The sequence below is a fragment of the Microbacterium festucae genome (genome assembly GCF_025421715.1).
In the GTDB taxonomy this organism is placed as follows: Bacteria; Actinomycetota; Actinomycetes; order Actinomycetales; family Microbacteriaceae; genus Microbacterium; species Microbacterium festucae.
Genome location: NZ_JAOEFC010000001.1, coordinates 782484 through 805672, shown reverse-complemented (window position 1 = coordinate 805672; position 23189 = coordinate 782484). Strand labels below are relative to the sequence as shown.

Genomic DNA, 23189 nt, shown 5'->3' with positions numbered 1-23189 from the left:
ATCGGAACCTCATCCTGTCTGCCCCGGCCCGCCCGCGTGTGCGTACGCGGCGCCCTGGTGTTCACATCTTATTACTTCAGTCATTGACTAAACACTCTTCGTGCAATTACTCTCGTCGAATGATCGACAACGGCGTCACGGGCCCACGCCCCTCCCCTCCGACGGAACGGCTCCGCATTCTGCTGAGCGTGCCCGCGACGGAGGCCGCCGCGATGTTCCCCGCCGCGACGCGCGCCGCGCTCGAAGGTCTGGGCGCCGTGGCCGTCGCTGAGCCCCGCGACCTCGCCGATCCCGACGCCTTCCGCGCCGCGATGAGGGGGGTCGACGTCGTCGTCACCGCGTGGGGCTTTCCCCGCCTCGACGCCGCGCGTCTCGCCGACGCTCCCGACCTGCGCTTCGTGATGCACGCCGCCTCCTCCCTCAAGGCGCTCACCGACGATGCCTTCTGGGCCTCCGGCCTTCCGATCTCGCAGGCCGGAGCGGCGATGGCACCGGCAGTCGCCGAACTCTCGCTGACGTTCACGATGGCGCTGCTGCGTCGGGTGCAGCGCACCGACCACGCTCTGCGCAGCGGTGGCGACTGGGAACAGGCCCGTCAGGTTCCGCGGGCCCGCGAGATCGCCGGATGTCGTATCGGCGTCGTCGGCGCCAGTCGCACGGGACGCGAATACATCCGCATGTGCCAGGCCCTCGGCGCAGAGGTGCTCGTGTTCGACCCGTACCTGCCCGACGACGACCCGCTGCGCGCGTGCCGTCGTGGTCTGGACGAGCTGCTCGCCGAGGCGGAGGTGCTCGCCCTCCATGCTCCGATCACCGCGGAGACGACGGGGATGCTCGGTGCCCGCGAACTCGCGCAGCTGCGCGACGGTGCCCTGGTGGTCAACACCGCTCGCGCGGAACTGCTCGACGCCGACGCACTGTACGCCGCGGTCGCCTCGGGGCGGCTGGACGCCGCCCTCGACGTCTTCGAAGAGGAGCCGCTGACCGAGCGGTGGCGCACGCTGCCCAACGTGCTCGTGACACCCCACCTCGGCGGGGCCACGGTCGAGTCGCGACATCGCGCCGGGCAGATCGTCGTGAGCGAGATCCGACGCTTCGCCGCCGGCGAGCCCCTGCAGTATGCGCTCACGCGCGCCGACCTGGAACGCATGGGCTGATGCGCAACATCCTCATCCTCCACTGCCACGACCTCGGGCGGTTCCTCGGCGCCTACGGTGTCGAGACGGTGTCGACTCCGCACCTCGACGCGTTCGCCGCCGAGTCCGCGGTGTTCGAGCAGGCGTTCTCGACAGCGCCGCACTGCAGTCCCGCGCGCGCCTCGCTGTTCACCGGCGCCTACCCGCAGCAGAACGGTGTGCTCGGCCTCACCCACGAGCCGTTCGGCTGGGATCTGGCCGATCCGTCGACGCACATCGCGCATCGCCTGCGCGCCGTGGGGTACCGCACCGAGCTCGTCGGCGTGCACCATGAGTCGGCCGTCCTCGCCGACGACGACGTTGCGACACGGCTGGGATTCGATCGCGTGCGCACGGGCGGCGACCGGGATGTCGTGTCGGCTCGAGCCGTGGAGGCATTGGGCGTCGCGGCCGAGAGCGGGCGCCCGTTCTACCTGCAGGTGGGCTTCCACGAGCCGCACCGATCGCCGTCGGACCGCGACCGGGCCGGCGTCATGGGCTTCCTCGGCGAGAGCGGCGAGACGGACACGAGCCTCGGCCTGACCGTTCCCGCCTTCCTCCGCGACGACGAAGGTGCGCGGGAGGAGATGGCCGAACTGCAGGGTGCGGTGCGCGCCATGGACGAGGGGGTCGGGCGCGTGCTCGCCCGCCTCGACGCGCTGGGCCTGCGCGACGACACGGTCGTCGTCTTCACGACCGATCACGGGCTGGCGCTCCCGCGCGCAAAGTGCACGCTGTACGACGCCGGGTTGGGCGTGGCGCTCATCGTGCGGGCTCCGGGGCGGGCCGCCTGGAGGGGCCGTCGCATCGGCGACATCGTGAGCCATGTGGATGTGCTGCCGACCCTCTTCGACCTGGTGGGCCTCGACGAAGTCGGCGATGACGAGGGTGCGGCGACCTCGCGCCCGGTCGGCGTCGAGGGCGCGAGCCTCACCGCGCTGGTCGAGCAGGACGCGCCGACGCGCGAGCACGTCTTCGCTCAGCTGAGCTACCACACCTACTACGACCCGAAGCGTGCGGTGCGCACGCGCACGCACAAGCTCATCGCGAACTTCTCCAACGCGCCGCGAGCGATGGACCCGACGCAGTCCTGGCATCACCGCAGCATGCCGGTCGACCTCGTCGGACCCTCGATCGGCACCAGCCCCACCCTCGAGCTGTACGACCTCGTGGCCGATGAGGGCGAACTGACCAACATCGCCGGCGCCCCGTCCACGAGCGAGGTGACCGCCCTGCTGTCGGCCGCGCTGCTGGCGTGGATGCGCCGCACGGGTGACGCGCTGCTCTGGCCGCAGCCCGGCCACGGGCGCCACCGCCGCGCGCTCGCCGCCCTCGAAGACGCCGCCGCCGGCTTCGACCCCCGCCCCGCAACACCACTCGAATCCGGAACCGACGAGGCTTCCGGTGCCACCAAAGAGAGAGAACACGCATGAGCAGACGACAGCTCCGCTTCGCCGTCACCGTCGCCGCGGTCGGCGCGCTCGCCCTGACCGGCTGCGCATCCGCTGGCGGATCGACAGAACCCGCCGCAGACGGCGGGGTGACCGGCAAGGTCACGATGTGGATGTACCCGGTCATCAAAGACGAGGCCAAGAGCAAGGAGTTCTGGGCCGAGGTCGAGAAGAAGTTCGAGAAGGCCCAGCCAGGTGTCGAGCTGACCATCGAGCTGCAGCCCTTCGCCAAACGCGACGAGCAGATCTCTGCCGCTCTGGCAGCGAACTCCGGTCCGGATCTCGCGCTGGTGACGCCCGACATGGCGGCCACCTACCTGAATGTCGGAGGTGTGCTGCCCGTCGACGACGCGATCGACGCCCCGGACGCGTTCTACCCCAGCACGATCGAGGCCGGCACCTTCGACGGCGAGACCTACGGGGTGCCGATCTTCCAGAACATCGCCACCAACGTCGTCAACACCCGGGTGTTCGAAGATGCCGGCATCGAGGTGCCCGACACGTGGGACGAGGTGCTCGAGGCGGCTCCCGAGCTCGCGGAGAAGGGCATCGCCGTGATGGACTACGCCGGAACGACCGAACAGACCCTCAACCTGTCGTTCTATCCCTTCCTGTGGCAGGCCGGCGGCACCGTGTTCACCGAGGAGGGCGACGACATCGCTTTCGACTCGAAGGCGGGGGTGTCGGCCCTGCAGTTCCTCGTCGACCTGAAGGACATGGGCGGTCTGCCTGCGGATGCCGCGACGGCCTCCATCGCGATCGACGGTTCGCCGTGGGCCGCCGGCACGGTCGGCATCCACACCAACGGGCTTCCCGCCGAGGTCGAGCCGCTGCGCGCCGCGGTCGGCGGGGAGGGCGTCGAGGTCGCGCTGCCCTTCGAAGGCAAGGAGCGCGTCGCGTTCGGCAACCCGGGTCTGATCGCTCTCACCTCCATCAACAAGAGCGAGAACCGTGAGGCGGCGTACGAGGTGCTGCGCTATCTGGGCGGCGAGGAGTTCCAGGGTGAGCTGGCCGCGGCCTCGGGCAACTTCTCCGCGCGCACCGACGTGCCGGCGCCCGGGGAGGGCGCCGACTACGAGACGCTGCAGGCGGCGCTGGAGTACGCCAACCCCGGCGAACCGAACCCGGCCGCGCGCCAGGTGATGGCCGCCCTCGCGCCCTACATCCAGGCCGCGCTGCGCGACGAGCTCACGCCTGAAGAGGCGCTCTCCAAGGCCGCCGACGAGGCGCGGGCCATCCTCGACCGCAACTGATCGCACCGGTGGGGGGCTCGTCCCCCCACCGGTCCATCCTTCGACCCGATTGGTGCCAGCCATGTCCGTGAACACCGCATCCCGGAGACGCACGTCGTCTCCCCGGCGCGTCACCCCGCCCGCGCGGCGCCCGGGACAGGTGGCCGCCCGACGCCGCGAGGCGGTCGCCGGCCTGCTGTTCGTGCTCCCGACGATCCTCATCTTCGTCGTGTTCAAGTTCCTGCCGATCGGCGGCGCGGGGGCGATGAGCCTCACGCAGTACCGCCTCAACGGCGATATCGAATTCCTCGGCGCCGACAACTACACGCGCCTGTTCACCGACCCGCACTTCTGGCAGAGCCTGGGAACGACGCTGCTCTACGTGCTGTTCTTCGTGCCGCTCATCGTCGTCGTCTCGCTGGTGGGCGCGGTGCTGCTCAATCGGCTGGTGCGCGCGAGCGGTGTGTTCCGCGCCCTGCTGTTCGTGCCCTACCTCAGTTCGTTCGTGCTGGCAGGCATCGTCTGGAAGTGGATCTTCGCCGCCGACGGACCGCTGAACGCGGCACTCGAGGCGATCGGTCTGGGGGCCGTGCCGTTCCTCACCGGCGACGCGTGGCTCGTGCTCCTCAGCTTGGCGATGGTGGCCACCTGGAAGGGCTTCGGGTACTCGATGCTGATCTTCCTCGCCGGCCTCAAGGCCCAACCCGCCGAGGTGCACGAAGCCGCGCGCATCGACGGCGCCAATGCCTGGGAGACCTTCCGGCACATCACGCTGCCGCTGCTCAAGCCCGTCGTGTTCTTCGTCCTGGTGATCGAGACGATCGTGGGCTTCCAGGTGTTCGACACCATCTACGTCATGACCGGCGGCGGCCCGTCGCGCGCCAGCTACAGCATCATCTACTTCCTCTTCGACCAGGGCTTCCGCTTCTTCGACTTCGGCTACGCCGCCGCGATCGGCATCGTCCTGTTCGTCATCGTACTCATCCTGTCGCTCATCCAGCGGCGGTTCTTCGAAGGAAAGGAGGAGGCATGACCGCCATGACCTCCCTCCCCGTCGGCGCCGACGAGGCATCCGCCGAACCGGCGCTCGTCCCCGGGGCGCCGTCCCGTCGGCGCCGCGGTCGTGCGACCGGCGGCCAGACCTGGGTCACCGTCTCCCTCGTGGTCATCTCGCTGTTCACGGTGGCGCCGCTGCTGGCGGTCATCATCCTCGCGCTGTCCCCGGAGCATGCCCCGACGATCCCGTATGCGTGGCCGTCCTCGCTGACGTTCGACAACATCGTGCGCATCTTCAACGTCGGCGAGTTCCCGTTGTGGTTCTGGAATTCGCTGGTGTACTCCGTCGTCTCGGTCGTGCTCGTGCTGCTGACGGCGTCGATGGCCGCGTACGCGCTGGCCCGCAAGCGGTTCCCGGGGCGCAGCGTGGTGCTCTGGTCGATCGTGGCCACCCTCATGGTGCCCATGCAGGCCACGCTCATCCCGACGTTCATCCTCATCGCGGGGCTGGGAGGTGTGAACACGCTGTGGGGTCTCATCCTCCCCACCCTCGCCAACGCGCAGGCGGTGTTCCTCATCCGTCAGTTCGTGCGCGACCTTCCCGACGAACTGTTCGACGCGGTCCGCATCGACGGTGCGGGCGAGTGGCGCACGTTCGTCGCGATCGTCCTCCCGCTCATCCGCCCGGTGCTCGCGACTCTCGCGATCTTCGTGTTCCTCTGGCATTGGAACGACCTGCTGTGGCCGCTGGTCATCGGGCAATCCGACGAGGCGCGCACGCTGACGGTGGGCCTGGCCTCACTGGCCAGCGAGACCATCTCGACGTCGAATGTCATGGCAGCGGCACTCATCAGCTTCGTGCCGTGTCTGGTGATCTTCATCCTCCTGCAGCGCCACATCGTCTCGAGCATCACCTCGTCGGGTGTGAAGGGATGACGACGGATGCCGCGCCGCTGCGCTTCGGCTTGATCGGCGTCGACCAGTCCCATGCCACGCAGTTCGCGGATCTGCTGGGCGACGGCCGCTCGGGACGCGTGCCCGGCGCGCTGGTCGCGGCGGCATGGCAGGCCCCCACCTCCGAGGACTTCCCGCCGAGCCGTGATCGCAATGCGGCGCAGGCGGCGGCCCTCGGCGAGCGGGGGGTGCCGTTGCTCGACACGCCCGAGGCGGTGGCCGCGGCATCCGATGTGCTTCTCATCCTCACCAGCGACGCCCGCACCCACCCGGCCCTGCTCGGTCGGGTGAGCGTGCTCGGCAAGCCGGTGTTCGTCAACACGCGCTTCGCGCTCACCGGCATCGCCGCTCGTGAGGCGCTCGCCACCGCCCGCGCTCACGGATGCCTCGTGCTGTCGGCGTCACCCAAGCGCTTCACCCCCGCGTTCCAGGCCACGATCCGCGCGGTCGCCGCTCCCCGCGAGGTGCGCCTGGAGGGACCGCTTCCCGAGCAGCCGCACCATCCGTTCCTCGCCTGGTACGGGGTGCACCTGGTCGACCTCGCTGTGACCGCGCTGGGACCGGGCTGGACAGTCGTCGACGCCACGGGCCCCGGCGTGCGGATCACCTGGTCGGATGCTCGCTGTGCCACGCTGCGCGGCGATGACGAATGGGGCCCCCTCACCCGCGGCGTGGTGAGAGGGCCGGACGGTGAGCGGGCGTTCGACATCGAGGTCGGCCCCGATCTGCATGTCGGGCTGCTCGAGGCGATCATCCGTGCGGTACACATGGGTCGTCCCTGGAACACGGATGCCGAGATCCTCGCGATCGTGGGGATCGTCGAGGCCGCGGCTCTCAGCCGGGAGCGCGGCGAACCGGTGGTGCGCGCCGTGGACGACGTCGGCGCCTGGTCGTGCTGACTCCCGCAGGGCGGTCGCCCGATCTGTCCTGGGTGCCGCCGCGCGCCGAGCCGTCCGACACCGCCGAGCGGTTGTCCGCCGTCGACGAGGTGATCCGCCGCGGCCCGTTCGATGACACGTGGGAGTCGCTCCTCACCTACGAGCCGCCAGAGTGGTTCACGAGATCGAAGTTCGGCATCTTCGTGCATTGGGGCGTGTTCGCCGTTCCGGGAGCGATCACCGAGTGGTACCCGCGCCTGATGTACCGCCCCGGAAGCGCGGTGCGCGAGCATCACCTCGAGCGGTACGGCGACACCACCGTCCACGGCTACAAGGACTTCATCCCGCAGCTGGACTTCGCGAACTTCGACCCCGATGCCATGGCCGCGGTGCTCCGCCGCTCCGGCGCGCGCTACGTGGTGCCGGTGGCCGAGCACCACGACGGGTTCGCGATGTACGACGAGCCGCGCACGCGCTGGCGTGCCCCGCTCGTCGGGCCGCACCGTGACGTCTTCGGCGAGCTCGCCGAGGCGTGCCGGCGCCTGTCGCTGACCGTCGGCGCCTCGTCTCACCGGCTCGAGAACTGGTTCTACTACGCGGCCGGGCGCGACCTGGCCTCCGACGTGCAAGACCCGCGGTGGAGCGACCTCTACGGCCCGGCCAGCCGCGAAGAGTCAGGCCCCGATCAGGACTTCATGGACGACTGGCTGCTGCGCACCACGCACCTGATCGACGCCTACCGCCCGCAGATGCTCTACTTCGACTTCTACATCGACGCGCCGGGGTTCGATGCCACCCTGCGCAGGCTCGCGGCCTACTACTACAACCGTGCTGCCGAGTGGGGGCGGGGTGTGGTGCTCAACTACAAGAACGAGGCGATGCCGGAAGGCGCGGGTGTCTGGGACATCGAGCGGGGTGCCGCCGCCGGCATCCGGGCCAGACCGTGGCAGAGCGACACCTCGGTGTCGCGCAGCTCGTGGGGGTACGTCGCCGATCACGCGTACAAAGACGTCGACGAGCTCATCAGCGACCTCGTCGACGTCGTGTCGAAGAACGGATGCCTGCTGCTCAATGTCGGTCCGCGCGCCGACGGCACGCTGCCCGACGTCGAGATCGCCTTGCTCGAGCGGATCGGGGACTGGCTCGCCGTCAACGGCGAGGGGATCTTCGGAACGACGCCGTGGCGTGTGTTCGGCGAGGGGCCGACGGCCACCCGCGGGGGTCCTTCATCGACTTCGACGAGACCGCACCGCGCCGACTCGGCCCCGGCGACTATCGGTTCACCTACCGCCACAACGCGTTCGTCGACTACGTGTACGTCTTGTCGGTGCGCGGCGACGCGCGAGAGGTCGTGGTGCGCTCGCTCGGAACCGATCTGCGGTTGATCGAGACCGAGGTCGAGACCGTCGAGCTGCTCGGGACCTTCGAGGCGGTCGCCTGGGAGCGCCGCGCCGACGGCCTCCACGTCACGCTTCCGGACCACGTCGACCTCGACGCGGGGTTCGGGCTGCGCGTCTCAGTCGCCCACGAGCGCTGGCCCGAGCGACGGGACTTCCTGCACGGCGACGTCCTGGTCTAGCGTCTGGGCGTTCGTCGCGGGCGGGCGACATGGCGGGAGCGCATGGCGGGAGCGCCGCGAAACTCCTCCACCCCGTGACGGCGCATGGCGCCCGGGCGCGACAACACGGGGGAGACGCCGAGGGCGACGGCTGGATCGGAGGAGTTCAGCGGGAGGAGGTGCGGGCCGCAGCGAGCAATCGACGGAGGCGCGGAGGCCGGGAGGGGCGGAGGCCGGGAGGCGCGGAGGCGCGGAGGCCGGAGGCCGAGCGCGAAGCGACCGGTCGGCGGCCCCGGGGTCAGTCCGTCGCGACGCGGGCGGCGATGTCGGTTCGGTGGTGCGAGCCGTCGAGCGAGATCCGGTCGATCGCGCGATAGGCGCGCTCGCGCGCCGCGGCGAATGAGTCGGCGGTGGCGACGACGTTGAGCACGCGGCCGCCGGTGGCGACCAGGTCGTCGCCGCGCGCGGCGGTGGCGGCGTGTGCCAGGTGCACCCCGTCGACCGACGATGCGGCATCCAGGCCGCCGATGACGCGGCCGGTGACCGGGGCCTGCGGGTAGCCCTCGCTCGCGAGCACGACGGTGACGGCCCGGGTGTCGGCGAAGGCGGGCGCCGGTTCGTCCTCGAGCGTGCCGGAGGCGGTGGCCAGCAGCAGGCGCGACAGCGGGCTGGTGAGGCGGGGGAGGACGACCTGGGTCTCGGGGTCGCCGAAGCGGGCGTTGAACTCGATCACCTTGATGCCGTCGTCGGTGAGGATGAGCCCGGCGTAGAGGAGGCCGATGAATGGGGTGCCCTCGGCATCCATGACGCGTACGACGGGGGCGGCCACGGTGCGGGTGACCTCGTCGACGAAGGCCTCTTCGCTGCCGAACCGGTCGGACAGCCACGGCAGCGGCGAGTAGGCGCCCATGCCGCCGGTGTTGGGGCCGGCGTCGCCGTCGAGGGCGCGCTTGAAGTCCTGGGCGGGGCTGAGGGCGCGCACCGTGTCGCCGTCGCTGAGGAAGAACAGCGACACCTCGGGGCCTGAGAGGAACTCTTCGACGAGCACCGGGCCGGTCGGCAGATACTCGTCCGCGTGGGCGAGTGCGGCGGCGCGGTCGTCGGTGACGACGACGCCCTTGCCGGCGGCCAGGCCGTCGGCCTTCACGACGTGCGGTGCGCCGTAGCGGTCGAGGGCGGCCTCGACCTCGGAGCGGGTGGTCGCGCGCGTCGCGCGGCCGGTGGGCACGCCGGCGGCATCCATGATCCGCTTCGCGAACGCCTTCGATCCCTCGAGCTGTGCGGCCGCGCGGCCGGGGCCGAAGGCGGGGATGCCGCGCTCGCGCAAGGCGTCGGCGACGCCGGCGACCAGGGGCGCCTCGGGGCCGATGACGACGAGGTCGATGTGCTCCTCGTTGGCGAAGGTGGTCACGGCACCCGGATCGTTCGCATCGAGACCGTCGACGACCGTCGCGTCGGCGGCGATGCCGGCGTTGCCGGGCGCCGCGAACAGCTCGTGGCCCGCGCCCTCGCCCTTCAGGGCCAGGAGGATGGCGTGCTCACGGGCACCGGAACCGAGGACCAGGATTCTCACCCGGCCAGCCTACCCAGGCCGCTCCTCGCCCGCCCGCGTCGCGGAACTCCTCCATTCCGTCGCGCGGCTGCCGGCTGGCCCGCAGATTCCCGCGGACGGGTGGCTGGGTGGCTTCCGGGTTGGAGGAGTTTCGCAGCGGGGCCGGGCGAGGTTCCGGTGGGGCGCGGGTGCTGGTGGGGTGGCACGCCCGTTGCCGAGCCGAGCGCCCGGCGCCGTTGTCGCAGTGCGCCCGCTCCGCGAAACTCCTCCATTCCATCGGCCGCCCGCCGGGCCCGCCACGGATTCCCGCGGCTCGGCGGCTCGGCGGCTCCCTTATTGGAGGAGTTTCGCGACCTGGCTGGGCGAGCCAGCGGGGCGCGCCCCAGGTCGGGGCTCGTTCGGCGCGCTCCGCGAGGGCCCGGGGCGTCGCGCCGGGCCGGTCTCGTCCGCCGCGGCCGCGAGGGCCCGGGGCGTCGCGCGGGACGGGGCCTCGTGCAGCACGCCGCGAGGGCCCGCGGCGTGACGAGTGGGATGGGCCCCGCTGCGCGCGCCGCACGCGCATCACGGGACCCGGCGTCCGCCCCGCGCCGACGGGTAGCGTTGGGGGCATGGCCCGCAGCATCCCCACCGACGCCGGGCGCGACGCGCTCGCGGCCGTGGCCACGGCCGTGCAGGCAGACGAACGCCCCGCGCGCACCGACCTCGCGACGGCGGTGCGGTATCTGCTGCAGCTGCTGGTCGAGAAGGCGCCCGGCAACTCCGTCGAGGTGCGCGTGCCGCCGTTCGGCGCGGTGCAGGTCGTGCAGGGGCCGCGGCACACCCGAGGCACTCCGCCGAACGTCGTCGAGATGGATGCCGCCACCTGGATCGCCGTCGCCACCGGCGCGCGCCCCTGGGCGGAGGTCGTCGCGGCCGGGCTGATCCACGCCTCCGGCACGCGCGCCGACATCGAGGCCCTGCTTCCTCTCCGCCCCTGAGCTCCACCCCCACCTTGCCGAGTGCACGGGTTGTGCCCGAGTGCACGGCCTTCCGGCATCCGATAAGCCGTGCGTTCGGCGGCAGGTCGTGCACTCGGCGACGCCCATCCGACACCCAACCGACACCGAACGCCGCCCCGACGCACCAACGCCCCGCCGCCCCCGCCTGGCACCCCGCCGAGTGCACGGGCTGTGCCCGAGCGCACGGCCTTCCGGCATCCGATAGCCCGTGCGTTCGGCGCCAGGTCGTGCACTCGGCGATGCCCCGCCGACACCGAACGCCCGCCCCCGTCAGCGCCGCGGGACCACCAGCGGCACCCCGGTCACCGGGTGCGGGAACACGTCGACCGCCTGTCCGTAGACCTCGCCGATCGCGGCGGCGGTGAGCACCTCGGCGGGTGCGCCCGCGGCGACGACGCGCCCGCCGGCGAGCAGGGTCACGCGGTCGGCGTAGGCGAGCGCGGCGTTCAGGTCGTGCAGCACGACGGCGACGGCGGCTCCCGCGCGGGCGCGACCCCGCGCGATGCGCAGCGTGTCTTCCTGATGCCGCAGGTCGAGCGCCGCGGTCGGCTCGTCGAGCAGCAGCACGTCGACCCGCTGCGCCAGCACCCGCGCCAGCGCCACCCGTGCGCGCTCGCCGCCCGACAGGGCCGAGATCGTGCGGTGCGCCAGGTCGGTGAGGTCGGTGGCGGCGAGGGCGGATGCCACGGCGTCGTCGTCCTCGTCTTCGGCGGGCGTGCGTGCCCACGGGGCCCGCCCCATGCGCACGACCTGCTCGACGGTGAAGGGGAACGACACGCGGCTCTCCTGCAGCAGCACCGCGCGCTGCCGGGCGAGGTCGCGCGGGGCGACCGCCGACAGGGTGCGGCCGTCGAGGGTCACCGTGCCGGCATCCGGCGCCACATCGCCCGCGAGCGCCGCGAACAGCGTCGACTTTCCGGCGCCGTTCGGCCCCACCAGTGCGTGCATCTCACCGGCGCGCACCTGGATCGACGCGTCGGTGAGGGCGTCGCGGGCGGCTCCCGCGTAGCGCACGCGGATGCCGTCGGCCACGAGCCGCACCGCTGCCGCCGTCATGCCCAGCCTCCCGAGCGGCGGCGGGTGCGCACGAGCAGCCAGAGGAAGAACGGTCCGCCCACGAGCGAGGTGATCATGCCGATGGGCATGTCGGCCAGGGGCACCGCGGTGCGGGCGATGAGGTCGGCGACGGCGATGAGCAGCGCTCCGCCGAGGGCGCTGGTGACGACCAGCGGCAGATGCGCGGGGCCGATCGTCATGCGCAGCAGGTGGGGGATGACGAGCCCGACGAAGCCGATGATGCCCGCGAACGCCACGGCGGCGGTCACCAGCAGCGCCACCGTGACGATCACGACGACCCGCAGCAGTTCGACGCGCACGCCGAGGTGGCGGGCGGTGCGCTCGCCGAGGGCGAAGAGGTCGAGCCGCCGCGCGACGAACACGGCGACGGCCAGACCGACGGCCACGAGCGGGGCGACGACGGTGATGTTCTGCCACAGCGCCCCGTTGAGCGAGCCCAGCTGCCAGAACACGATCTGCTCGCGCGTCGAGGTGGTGCCGAGGAAGGTGAGCAGGGCGAGGGCCGCGCCGCAGATCGCGTTGATCGCGATGCCGGTGAGCAGCAGGGTGACCACCTCGGTGCGCCCGCCCGACCGGCTGATCCCGTACACGGCGAACACCGCCGCCAGCCCGCCGACGAAGGCCAGCACCGGCGTCGTCCAGAGCCCGAACACGGTGAGGCCGAAGGTGAGGGATGCCGCGGCTCCCACCGCCGCACCGGAGGAGACGCCGACGACTCCGGCATCCGCGAGGGGGTTGCCGAAGATCGCCTGCATGAGCACGCCCGACACGGCCAGGGCCGCGCCGACGAGCACCCCCAGCACGATGCGCGGCAGGCGGATGTCCATGACGACGCCCGCGGCGGTGTCGGCGGCGGGGGCCCACGGGCTCGCGATGCCGATCTCGCGCAGCAGGATGCCGATGACCTCGGTCGGCGTGAGCGCGTACTGCCCCGACCCCAGCGACACCACGCACGTCACGACGAGCGCCGCGGCCAGGGCGATCACCGCGATGACGAAGCGCCGCCGCCGGTGCGCGGTCGGGGTCGTCGTGACGACCTCGCCGGTCATGAGGCGGGCTCGTCGGGGCCGGGCGGGTAGGACGCGGGGGCGTAGAGCGCGCCGGCGAGGCTGCGGATGATCTCGGCCGAGCGCGGTCCGAAGCTGAGGATGGCCGTGTCGGCCATGTCGATGATGCGGCCGCGCGCGCCGGCGGGTGTCTGCGCGATGGCGGGGATGCGCTCGATGAGGCCGTCGACGCCGCCGACCGACGTCAGCCCGTCGGTCATCATCACCAGCACGTCCGGCTGGGCGGCCACGAGCGCTTCGGCGGTCATCGGCTTCATGCCCTCCCAGCCGATCTCGGCCGCCACGTCCACGCCGCCGACGGCGTCGATCAGGGAGTCGGCCCCCGAATCGGCGCCGAAGATGTAATAGACGTTGGCGCTGCCGCGCACATAGAGGAACAGCATCCGTGCCCGGTCTGCCGGCTCGGCGGGGGTGAGGGCGGCGATCTCGGCGCGGGCGGCTGCGAGCTCGGCGTCGAGGCGGTCGACGAGGGCGGCACCGCGACCGGGGACCCCGAGGGCGGCGGCGATCTCGGCGACGAGCTCGCCGGTGGTGTCGATGCGCCGTTCGTCCGAGATGACGACCACGGCGATGCCGGCGTCGCGCAGCTGCTGGCGCACTTCCTTCGGCCCGATGGTGGTGTCGGTGAGCATGACCGTGGGGGCGACCTCGAGGATCGCCTCGGGGTTGAGCGAATGCCCCGACTTCGTGACGACGGGCAGGTCTTCGGTGCCCGCGAAGTCGGTCGACGAGTCGCGTCCGACCACACGGTCGCCGAGCCCCAGCGCGAAGACCGTCGCCGCGATGGTGCCCGAGATGTCGACCGGCAGGATGCGGGACGCGTCGGTGATCTCGACCGCCCGGCCCTCGGCGTCGGTCACCGTCACCGGCAGCGCCGGCGCGGTGTCGTCGTCGATCGCGGCGATCGTGCGGTCCGGCAGGCACGCGGTCGACCGCCCGTCGACGGCGCGCACGTCGGCCTCGAGCTCGAGCGAGGCCAGCGGGGCGGATGCCGCGGGGCAGGCGCCCGCCGGCGTCGGCGCTCCGTCGCCCGCGGCCGCGTCGCCTGCGGCCGCCGGGGTGCACGCGGCCAGCGCGAGGGCCAGGACGAGGAGGGCCGGGAATAATGGACGGCGGCGCATTAGGGAAGGCTAACCTAAAACTTGACGTTCGCTGTGAGGGTCGGCTACGTTCGCGGCAGGTGCAGGTAAGCCTTGCCTTACCGTATCGCACCCCTATCCACCCGAATGCACTGCGGCCAGGGCCGGAGCGCCGTTCTGCGCGCCGGGCCGTCGTCACCGGGGATCACAGCCACCGGAGATCACACGTGAACACCAGCACCGTCGACCCCGCGCCCTCACGGGCGCGCGCCCTCGTCGCGAGTCTGCTCGCCCTCTTCCTCGTCGTGGCGGGGGTGATCTCCTCGCCGCCCGCCCTCGCCGCGCCCACCCCCTCCGCGACGGCGGCCGTGGTGAAGGCCGACACCGCCGGGATCTCGATCTCGGTGAGCGCGGACGGGCTGCCCGACGTCGCCTCGGTGTACGCCGCGCTCATCGTCGAAGGCACCGAATCGGCGCTGAACGCCGGCGGCGGCTACGCCGCGTTCGCCATCCCGTTCCCGGCCGTCGCGCAGGGTGCATCGACCTTCACGCTCACCGCTCCGGCGGCGAAGCTCGACCGCACGCAGTCCTACGAGGTGCTGCTGTGGCGCCAGCACACCGCCCCCGGCGCCTCGACGATCTTCGCCCGCACGGCGCTGCCCGTCTCTTCGACGCAGTGGGATGCCGTCTTCGGAGCTCCCGAGCCCGAGCCGACCCCGGAGCCGACGCCGACCGCGACCCCGGAGCCGACCGCGACCCCGGAGCCCACCGCGACCCCGACCCCGGAGCCCACGGCCACCCCGACCCCCACCGCCACCCCGACCCCCACCCCGACCCCGACCCCCACCCCGACCCCGGCGACGGTCGTGACCACCACCGCCGTGTCCGACCGGGGCGTGACGGTGACGGCATCCGTCTCGGGTCTGCCGACGGCCACCGCCGGCGCCTACGCGGCCGTGATCGAGAAGGGCACCGAGTCGTCGGTGACCGCCGGCAGCGGCCACCTCGCGATGGCTTACGTGCGCGGCGTCTCCGGCGGGGCGTTCACGAGCGACCTCGTCGTCTCGGCCGAGCAGCTCGAGCGCGGGACCGCGTACGAGGTGATCGTGTGGAAGCAGCACTCCCTCCCCGACGCGACCACGCTCCACGGCCGCGCCGACGTGGCGCTGAGCGCCGCCGACTGGAACGTCATCGATCCCGCGACGCTGCAGGTGTTCGCCGCCGACGGGGTGTCTCCGGCCGGAGCCGTGAAGGCGGGCGACACGATCGTCGTGAAGGGCTCGGGCTACGACGCCACCGCGAACGTCGGCGGCCGTGGCGTGCCGATTCCGAGCTCGCTCCCGCAGGGCACCTACGTGGTGTTCGGTGACTTCGCGGCGCAATGGCAGCCCTCTGCGGGCGCCGCATCGTCGGCGCGTCAGGTCGGTGCGCAGAAGTGGGCCCTGGCATCGACGGTGCTCGCGCAGGTTCCCCCGCAGTACCAGGGCGCGATCCGCAGCCAATGGGTGGAGCTGAGCCCTCAGGGCACGTTCACCACGACGCTGACCCTGAAGGATGCGCCGTCGCATCCGGCGGGCGGCACGTACGGCGTGTACACCTACGCTGCGGGCGGTGCCGCCAACGCCGCGCAGGAGAAGGCGGTCGCCCTCGACTACGCCGCCGCGCCCAAGATCACGGCGACGCCCACGGCCGACGCCTCGGCCCTGACGGTCGCCGTCACCGGATCCAACCTCGGCGCCGCCACCGGCCTCTACGCCGCGGTCATCGAAGCGGGCACCGAGGCGGCCGTGACCGCCGGTGGTGGGCACCTCGCGATGGCCTACGTGCGCGGTGTCTCCGACGGGGCGTTCGCGCGCGACCTCGTCGTCGCCGCCGAAGACCTCGACCCGTCGAAGCGGTACGAGGTGATCGTGTGGAAGCAGCACACCCTCCCCGCGGCGGGCACGCTGTACGGCCGCGCCGACGTCGCGATCAGCGACAGCCAGTGGAAGGTGCTCAAGCCCACCACGACCCCCACCCCGGAGCCGACCCCGACCCCGACACCGCAGCCGACCACGCCGCCGACGGCGCCCGAGACGGTCGCCGGTGGATCGCTGCGCTGGGCCGTGTCGTCGAGCTTCGTGTCGTACGTGACCGGACCGATCGCGCACGGAACCGTGGCGGTCTCGGGAGGCGCGACCCGTGCCGACGGGCTCTTCCAGTTCGGCCAGGCGACCGGGTCGACCTATGACCGGGCGACCGGGCTGGGCACGGTCTCGTACACCGGCGCGGTGCGGTTCACCGGGCACGGCGGCGTGCTCGACGTGACGATCTCGAACCCGCAGGTGCGTTTCACCTCCGCCTCGTCGGCGACGCTCCACGTCACCCACGGCGGCGCCCAGGTCGCCTTCGCGACGCTCGACCTCACCCGCGCGGTGGTGGTGACCACCTCCGGCGCCGTCAGCTACAGCAACGTGCCGGCCACCCTCACCGCCGCCGGTCGCGACCAGGTGCTGTCGGGCTACGCGACCGACCTCGACCCGGTGAGCTTCACCGTCGGCGCTCCCGCCGCCGCGCCCGCCGGCACCACCGGCACGGTGGCCGCGGCTCCCGCCCCGGTGCGCGCCGCCGCGATCCCCACCGCACCGCCCTCGACGACGGGCGCACAGGCCGGCGGCGATCAGCTGGCGGCGCTCGGTGCCGGCCAGCGGGCCACCGTCACGGCATCCGGATTCGAGCCGAACGAAGCGGGCATCAAGGTGGTCGTCTACTCGGCCCCGGTGCTGCTGGGCACCGTCACCGCCGATGCCGACGGCGTCGCGTCGTGGACCGGCGTGCTGCCGGCGACGCTGGCCGACGGCGAGCACACGCTCACCTTCCAGGGCTCGGTCTCGCGCGGGCTCGTGTTCACCCTGGCCCGCGCCGTGGCTGCGACCGTCGGCGTCGTGGGGCAGTGCCCGGTGGTCGACGCCGGCCTGCAGTGGGGCTTCAAGGAGTCGTTCCGCACCTACATCGAAGGCATCGCCAAGGGCGGCTGGGAGCTCACCGACGTCACCTACGCCTACCCGCAGTTCACGTGGACCGGCGGCGCCGGCGGCGTGGACCTCGCCACCCGCACCGGACTGGTCACCTTCGGCGGCGGCATCCGCTTCACCGGTCACGACGGCGCGCTCGACACGACGCTGGGCAATGCGCGCCTCGAGCTCGCCGGCGACGTCGGCTACCTCGTGTTCGACGTGACCGGCACCACGCAGGACGGCTCGCCCGTCGCGCAGCCGAACGTGCGGTTCGCCGAGTTCGCCCTGCCCGACCTGGAGGTCACCGGCGGTGCGCTCGTGCTCGACGCGCTCCCCACCACGCTGACGGATGCCGGTGCCGCGGCGTTCGGCACGTACGCGGCCGGCGAGGAGTTCGACCCCGTCTCGGCGACGATCCCCGTCGACGCCGCGTGCGGCGCGGCGGCGGCAGCGCCCGGCGACGGCACAGTCACGGCCGAGGCGATCGCCGCGGAGCCGGAGACCACCACGGCCGTCGACGCCGAGCCGGCCCCGGTGTGGCCGTGGCTCGTGGGCGGCGGTGTCGTGCTGCTCGCCGCGATCGCCCTCACGTGGGTCATCGCCTCCCGGCGCCGTCCCGCACCGGCATCCGCCCCCGGCACCTCCGCCACCGAGGACTGACGCGCCCGCCGAGTGCACGACCTGCGCCCGAGCGCACGGCCTTCATTACGTCTGAAGGTCGTGCGCTCGACGGCAGGTCGTGCGCTCGGCGCTGCGCGCTCGGCCCCCGGCGCGGGGCTCGGGGGCCGCGCGAGGCTGCGCGGTGGGAGAATGGGTGCTGTGACCGAACCCGCCGAGCACCACATCGAGAAGGCGCAGCTGCGCCGGAGCCCCAAGTACGGGGTGTTCCTCACGGTGGGCGCTGCCCTCGGCGTGATCGTCGCCCTCGTGCTCACCTTCGCGTTCGGCGGCGACGACAAGAGCCCGTTCACGGGCGTCATCTACTCCGACTCGCAGGTGTTCGGCTTCCTGGCGCTGTTCTGCGCCACGGTCGGACTCGTCGTCGGCGGCATCGTCGCCCTCATCCTCGACCGCACGCTCAGCCGTCGCGCCCGCGAGGTCGCGGTCGACCGCGAGCGTCACGTCACCCCGCCCGAAGACTGACCCGCGGGCGCCCCGGCGCCGCTGGCCCGGGTGCCGCACGGCTTGGCGCCGCAGGGCTTGGCGTCGCAGGGCTTGGCGCCGCAGGTCCCGGCGCGGCGGGTCGAGGTGCCGCAAGCCCCGACGCGGCAGCCCCCTGTGTCGAGCGCACGGCTTCGCGCCGACCGCACGACCTACGGATGCCGGCAGGCCGTGCACTCGGCATCCATCCCGTGCACTCGCGAAAACCCCCGACACCCGCCCGGGCATCGCGCCCGACCCGCCCGCGCCGCCCCGCGGCCTACGCCAGGTCGGCGATGACGGGGGCGATCGCGGCGTCGAAGGCGACGACGTCGCCGCGCAGGCCGTCGGTGACCGCGACGGTGAGCGCCCCGATCCACCAGACGCCGCGCTGGGTGAGGGGCAGCACCTGCACGTTCAGCTCGAACCCGTGCGCCCGGCGCCCGACGGCGCGCTCGTGCTGGGCGATCGCGCTCGCGTAGGCGCGGTAGGACGATCCGGTGCCCACCGACGCCCGGTACCGGTCGTGCGCCGCGCGCGCGTAGGCGACGGCATCCGGTCCGTGCGGGGTGATGGCCGCGGCGAGCTCGGCGAACCCCTCGGTGGGCAGCGCCACGAGCAGGTCGAATCCGTCGACGAGCTCCAACGGCACCGGCGACGTGTGCGCCTCGGGCTCGACGGTCATCTCCCAGTAGCGGCGCCACTGGCGTTCGAGCTCGGCGATCGGCTCGTACTCGGCGGCCTCGCGGGCCGGCGCGCCGCGCAGACTCGGCAGCTCCTCGGGGAAGCGCACCCCGAGCACCTGACGGAGGTACAGGGCGATGATCACCGGCAGGCCCGCGTCTTCGCGCACCAGCCACTCCCCGCCGCTCACCATGCCGCCATCCTAGGCATCCCGCCCCACCCACCGGGCGATCGCCGGGCGCCGACATCCCGCCCCCCGGCGCCGAGTGCACGGCTTGGCGCCCAGTGCACGGCCCTGCGGATGCCGGCACCCCGTGCACTCGCCCGCACCCCGTGCACTCGCGACCCGCCCCCACCCCACCCCCCACCCCACCCCCTGGCGGCCGAGCACCCAGCCGCGGCCGGTAGGCTGTGCGTCGTGGCCTCGACCCCGCCGAATCCCTATACCGCAGCCGGCGTCGACACCGCGGCGGGGGATCTCGCCGTCGAGTTGATGAAATCGGCCGTCCGTCGCACCCATGGTCCCGAAGTGCTGGGCGGAGTCGGCGGCTTCGCCGGCCTGTTCGACGCCTCGGCGCTGCGCGAGTACGCCAAGCCGCTGCTGGCCACCTCGACCGACGGCGTCGGCACGAAGGTCGCCATCGCGCAGGCCATCGACAAGCACGACACCATCGGCCAGGACCTCGTCGGCATGGTCGTCGACGACATCGTCGTGGTGGGGGCCAAGCCCCTCTTCATGACCGACTACATCGCGTGCGGCAAGGTCTTCCCCGAGCGCATCGCCGACATCGTGCGCGGCATCGCGCTGGGCTGCGAGCAGACCGGCACCGCCCTCGTCGGCGGCGAGACCGCCGAGCACCCCGGGCTGCTCGGCCTGAACGACTACGACGTGGCCGGCGCGGCCACCGGCATCGTCGATGCCGACCGCGTGCTGGGCGCCGAGCGCGTGCGCGCCGGCGACGTGGTGCTGGCCCTGGCCTCCAGCGGCCCGCACTCCAACGGCTACTCCCTCATCCGCCACGTCGTCACCGGCGCGGGCATCAGCTACGGCGACCACGCCGCCGACTTCGGCACCACGTGGGGCGAGGCGCTCCTCGAGCCGACGCGCCTGTACACCCTGCCGCTGCTGCGCCTGCTGACGCAGTTCCCGGATGCCGTGCACTCGCTGTCGCACGTTACCGGCGGCGGCATCGCCGCCAACCTCGCCCGGGTGCTCCCGCAGGGCACGTGGGTCGAGGTCGACCGCAGCACCTGGTCGCCCTCGCCCGTCTTCCGGGTGCTCGCCGACCTCGGCTCGCTCGAGCTCGAGGCCACCGAGGGCACCTGGAACCTCGGCGTCGGCTTCCTCGCCGTCGTCTCGGCCGAGTCGGCCGCGGCCACGGCATCCGCCCTCGCCGCCGAGGGGATTGCGACCTGGCAGGTCGGCGTCGTCGGCGACGGCCCCCGCCCGGCCGGCGACTTCGAACAGGGCGCCAAGGGCGTCGACGGCGGCGCTGTGCGCCTGGTCGGCGCGTACGCCTGACCCTTCTCCCCACCTACCCGGAGCGAATCACCACCCCATGTGCGGCATCGTCGGCATCGTCGGTCAGACCCCCGTCAACCAGGAGATCTACGACTCGCTGCTGCTTCTGCAGCATCGCGGTCAGGACTCCGCCGGCATCGCGACGGCCGAGTCGTCGGGCGTGTTCCACCTCTCCAAGGTGAAGGGGCACGTGCGCGAGGCGTTCCGCACCCGCGACATGCGCGCGCTGCTGGGCGAGATCGGCCTCGGCCACGTGCGCTACGCCACGAAGGGCACCGCCTCCAGCGAGGAAGAGGCCCAGCCGTTCTACGTGAACGCGCCCTACGGCATCGTGCTGGTGCACAACGGCAACCTCACCAACACCCGCGAGCTCACCGAAGAGCTGTTCCGTGACGACCGCCGGCACCTCAACACCAGCTCCGACACCGAGCTGCTGGTCAACGTGCTCGCCAACGAGCTGCAGACCACGATCTCGGGCCCCGAGCTCGACCCCGAGCAGATCTTCCAGGCCGTCACCCGCGTGCACGAGCGCGTCGAGGGCTCGTACGCCTCGATCGCCCTCATCGCCGGCTACGGCCTGCTCGCCTTCCGCGACCCGTTCGGCATCCGCCCGCTCATCCTCGGCACCCGCCGCGCCGAGCACCCGGCCGGCTCGGGCAGCGCCGACGCGGCGAAGTACGAGTGGGTCGTGGCATCCGAGTCGCTCGTGCTCGAGAACGCGGGCTTCGAGGTCGTGCGCGACGTCGAGCCCGGCGAGGCGGTCTTCATCGACCTCGACGGCAACCTGCACACCCGTCAGTGCGCCGCCGACGCGAAGCTCGTGCCGTGCTCGTTCGAGTACGTCTACCTCGCCCGTCCCGACTCGATCATGAACGGCATCTCGGTCTACGAGGCGCGGCTGCGCATGGGCGACCGCCTGGCCGACACGATCGCCAAGTACACGCCCAAGGATGCGATCGACGTCGTCATGCCCATCCCCGACTCGTCGCGTCCGGCGGCGATGCAGGTGGCGCGCAAGCTCGGCATCGAGTACCGCGAGGGCTTCTACAAGAACCGCTACGTCGGCCGTACGTTCATCATGCCCGGGCAGGCGGTGCGCAAGAAGAGCGTGCGCCAGAAGCTCAACGCGATGTCGAGCGAGTTCAAGGGCAAGAACGTGCTGCTCATCGACGACTCGATCGTGCGCGGCACCACCTCCAAGGAGATCATCCAGATGGCCCGGGATGCCGGTGCCGCCTCCGTCACCTTCGCCTCGGCGGCCCCGCCCATCCGGCATCCGCACGTCTACGGCATCAACATGCCCTCGCGGCACGAGCTCGTCGCCTACGGGCGCACGATCCCCGAGATCGCCGAAGAGCTCGGCTGCGACTACCTCGTCTACCAGGAGGTCGAAGACCTCAAGGCCGCGATCCTCGACGGGTCGCCCGATGTCGAAGACCTCGACATGAGCTGCTTCGACGGCCGCTACATCACCGGCACCGTCACCGAGGAGTACCTCGCCTGGGTCGAGGGCTCGCAGGAGAGCTGACCGGGCCGCCGACGGCAGAGCGCGGATGCCGTGCGGCGCCCGCACCTGACGCCGGGCGCCCTAGGCTGGATCGGTGACCGACCTTCCCGCCCGCCCGCTCTGGCGGGGTCGGGTCCTCGCCTTCGTCGGCGTCGTGCTCGTGGCCTTCTCGTTGCGCTCGGCCGTGGCCTCGCTGTCGCCGATCCTCGCCGAGGTGCGCGCCGACATCGACGTGCCCACCTGGGTGGTCGGGCTCATCGGCACCGCCCCGCCGGTGTGCTTCGCCGTGTTCGGCATCGTCACGCCGCTGCTGGAGCGCCGGTTCGGGCTGGAACGGCTCGCCGTGGCCGCGATGGTGATCGCCGCCGCCGCCCTCGCCGGGCGCGCGCTGGCGGCCGATGCCGCCCTGCTGCTGCTGGGCACGACGGTGCTGTTCGCGGCGGTCGGCGTGGGCAACGTCGTGCTGCCCCCGCTCATCAAGGCGTACTTCCCCGACCGGGTCGGGGTGATGACGGCGCTGTACTCGGCCACCCTCGCCGTGGCGGCGTTCCTGCCGCCGCTGGTGGCGGTGCCCATCGCCGATGCATCGGGCTGGCGCTTCTCGCTGGGCCTGTGGTCGGTGTTCGCCGCGCTGGCGCTCGTGCCGTGGGTGACCCTGCTCATCCGCGACCGGGCGCAGCACCGCGCCGTCGTGGTCGAGCCTGCGCCGCGGGTGCTCGGCCGCCTGTTCCGCCTGCCGCTGGCCTGGGCCCTGGCGACCTCGTTCGCGATCTCGTCGGCGAGCGTCTACACCGCCTTCGCGTGGCTGCCGGTCATCCTCGTCGACATCGCCGGCGTCGACCACGCCACCGCGGGGGCGCTGCTGGCGCTGTTCTCGGCGATCGGCCTGCCGCTGTCGTTCATCGTGCCGCTCATCGTCACCCGTGGCCGCCGCATCGGCGTGCTCTACGCGGTGGCGCTGGTGACCGGGGTGTTGTCGGTGGCGGGGCTGATCCTCGCCCCGCAGGCGGCGACCGTGCTGTGGGTGGTGCTGCTCGGCATCCCGCAGGGGCTCTTCCCCGCGATGCTCGTGCTCATCCAGCTGCGGGCGCGCACCCGCGAGGGGTCGGTGGCCCTGAGCGGGTTCACCCAGAGCACCGGCTACGCGGTGGCGGCGCTGTTCCCCATCTCGTTCGCGCTGCTGCACGAGAGCACCGGGTCGTGGACGCCGCCGCTGCTGCTGATCGGCGCGCTGATGCTGCTGGCCGTGCCGGCGGGCGTGATCGTCACGCGCGGCGGCACGGTCGAAGACGCGTGGGAGCGACGGCACGGCGCGTGGTGAGC

The 23189-nt window shown here is 72.4% G+C and carries 19 protein-coding genes; 14 read left to right on the top strand and 5 right to left on the bottom strand.

The genetic code is table 11. The features are described 5' to 3' along the window. The first annotated feature begins 188 nt into the window (after window positions 1-188). The 8 genes from N3K63_RS03460 (at window position 189) to N3K63_RS03425 (ending at window position 8265) form a co-directional block, all read left to right on the top strand. Window positions 189-1157, top strand: a complete 969-nt coding sequence (locus N3K63_RS03460; protein WP_261578590.1) for a hydroxyacid dehydrogenase — start codon at window positions 189-191, stop codon at window positions 1155-1157. Next, window positions 1157-2608 carry a sulfatase family protein gene (locus N3K63_RS03455; RefSeq protein ID WP_261578589.1) on the top strand — a complete coding sequence of 484 codons (1452 nt, stop codon included), beginning with the start codon at window positions 1157-1159 and terminating at the stop codon, window positions 2606-2608. Before N3K63_RS03460 ends, N3K63_RS03455 begins: the two co-directional genes overlap by 1 nt. Further along, window positions 2605-3879 (top strand): sugar ABC transporter substrate-binding protein, encoded by a 1275-nt coding sequence (locus N3K63_RS03450; protein ID WP_261578588.1) that lies wholly within the window; start codon window positions 2605-2607, stop codon window positions 3877-3879. Before N3K63_RS03455 ends, N3K63_RS03450 begins: the two co-directional genes overlap by 4 nt. A 139-nt stretch (window positions 3880-4018) precedes the next feature. Further along, complete coding sequence (locus tag N3K63_RS03445; protein WP_261578587.1) at window positions 4019-4891, top strand: carbohydrate ABC transporter permease; 873 nt, start codon at window positions 4019-4021, stop codon at window positions 4889-4891. Continuing rightward, the gene (locus tag N3K63_RS03440) at window positions 4888-5790 is read left to right on the top strand and encodes a carbohydrate ABC transporter permease (RefSeq protein WP_261578586.1); all 903 of its coding nucleotides are present in this window, start codon (window positions 4888-4890) and stop codon (window positions 5788-5790) included. The genes N3K63_RS03445 and N3K63_RS03440 overlap by 4 nt, the downstream gene beginning before the upstream one ends. Further along, a complete protein-coding gene (locus tag N3K63_RS03435) occupies window positions 5787-6707 on the top strand; it encodes a gfo/Idh/MocA family oxidoreductase (protein ID WP_261578585.1) in 921 nt (306 codons plus the stop codon). Before N3K63_RS03440 ends, N3K63_RS03435 begins: the two co-directional genes overlap by 4 nt. Continuing rightward, window positions 6701-8071, top strand: coding sequence for an alpha-L-fucosidase (locus N3K63_RS03430; RefSeq protein ID WP_261578584.1), 1371 nt, complete (start codon window positions 6701-6703; stop codon window positions 8069-8071). The genes N3K63_RS03435 and N3K63_RS03430 overlap by 7 nt, the downstream gene beginning before the upstream one ends. Beyond that, window positions 8068-8265 carry a hypothetical protein gene (locus N3K63_RS03425; RefSeq protein WP_261578583.1) on the top strand — a complete coding sequence of 66 codons (198 nt, stop codon included), beginning with the start codon at window positions 8068-8070 and terminating at the stop codon, window positions 8263-8265. Before N3K63_RS03430 ends, N3K63_RS03425 begins: the two co-directional genes overlap by 4 nt. A 277-nt stretch (window positions 8266-8542) precedes the next feature. Here N3K63_RS03425 and purD read toward each other — a convergent pair whose 3' ends face one another. Then, window positions 8543-9817 (bottom strand): phosphoribosylamine--glycine ligase, encoded by a 1275-nt coding sequence (gene purD / locus N3K63_RS03420; RefSeq protein ID WP_261578582.1) that lies wholly within the window; start codon window positions 9815-9817, stop codon window positions 8543-8545. A gap of 587 nt (window positions 9818-10404) precedes the next feature. Here purD and N3K63_RS03415 point away from each other — a divergent pair. Continuing rightward, window positions 10405-10773 carry a sterol carrier family protein gene (locus tag N3K63_RS03415; RefSeq protein WP_261578581.1) on the top strand — a complete coding sequence of 123 codons (369 nt, stop codon included), beginning with the start codon at window positions 10405-10407 and terminating at the stop codon, window positions 10771-10773. A gap of 291 nt (window positions 10774-11064) precedes the next feature. Here the strand turns inward: N3K63_RS03415 and N3K63_RS03410 are convergent, their stop codons facing one another. The 3 genes from N3K63_RS03410 to N3K63_RS03400 are packed head-to-tail and all read right to left on the bottom strand — an operon-like array spanning window position 11065 to window position 14059. Then, window positions 11065-11850, bottom strand: coding sequence for a heme ABC transporter ATP-binding protein (locus N3K63_RS03410; RefSeq protein WP_261578580.1), 786 nt, complete (start codon window positions 11848-11850; stop codon window positions 11065-11067). Beyond that, the gene (locus N3K63_RS03405) at window positions 11847-12920 is read right to left on the bottom strand and encodes a FecCD family ABC transporter permease (RefSeq protein WP_261578579.1); all 1074 of its coding nucleotides are present in this window, start codon (window positions 12918-12920) and stop codon (window positions 11847-11849) included. Before N3K63_RS03405 ends, N3K63_RS03410 begins: the two co-directional genes overlap by 4 nt. After that, complete coding sequence (locus N3K63_RS03400; RefSeq protein ID WP_261578578.1) at window positions 12917-14059, bottom strand: heme/hemin ABC transporter substrate-binding protein; 1143 nt, start codon at window positions 14057-14059, stop codon at window positions 12917-12919. The genes N3K63_RS03405 and N3K63_RS03400 overlap by 4 nt, the downstream gene beginning before the upstream one ends. Window positions 14060-14244: 185 nt before the next feature. Here N3K63_RS03400 and N3K63_RS03395 point away from each other — a divergent pair, with 185 nt between their 5' ends. Together N3K63_RS03395 and N3K63_RS03390 are read left to right on the top strand one after the other, a co-directional pair. Further along, complete coding sequence (locus N3K63_RS03395; RefSeq protein ID WP_261578577.1) at window positions 14245-17673, top strand: HtaA domain-containing protein; 3429 nt, start codon at window positions 14245-14247, stop codon at window positions 17671-17673. Window positions 17674-17823: 150 nt separating this feature from the next. Then, on the top strand, window positions 17824-18156 hold the full coding sequence (locus N3K63_RS03390; protein ID WP_390894967.1) for a potassium transporter Trk: 333 nt from the start codon (window positions 17824-17826) through the stop codon (window positions 18154-18156). Window positions 18157-18433: 277 nt separating this feature from the next. Here N3K63_RS03390 and N3K63_RS03385 read toward each other — a convergent pair whose 3' ends face one another. Next, the gene (locus N3K63_RS03385; RefSeq protein WP_261578575.1) at window positions 18434-19030 is read right to left on the bottom strand and encodes a zinc-binding alcohol dehydrogenase; all 597 of its coding nucleotides are present in this window, start codon (window positions 19028-19030) and stop codon (window positions 18434-18436) included. A 225-nt stretch (window positions 19031-19255) separates the two neighbouring features. Here N3K63_RS03385 and purM point away from each other — a divergent pair, with 225 nt between their 5' ends. From purM to N3K63_RS03370, 3 genes are all read left to right on the top strand, one after another. Next, a complete protein-coding gene (gene purM, locus N3K63_RS03380; protein WP_261578574.1) occupies window positions 19256-20359 on the top strand; it encodes a phosphoribosylformylglycinamidine cyclo-ligase in 1104 nt (367 codons plus the stop codon). 37 nt (window positions 20360-20396) lie between these two features. Next, window positions 20397-21887: an amidophosphoribosyltransferase gene (gene purF, locus N3K63_RS03375; protein ID WP_261578573.1), complete on the top strand. Its 1491-nt coding sequence runs from the start codon at window positions 20397-20399 to the stop codon at window positions 21885-21887. A 73-nt stretch (window positions 21888-21960) separates the two neighbouring features. Next, the gene (locus N3K63_RS03370) at window positions 21961-23187 is read left to right on the top strand and encodes an MFS transporter (protein WP_261578572.1); all 1227 of its coding nucleotides are present in this window, start codon (window positions 21961-21963) and stop codon (window positions 23185-23187) included. Window positions 23188-23189 lie beyond the last annotated feature (2 nt).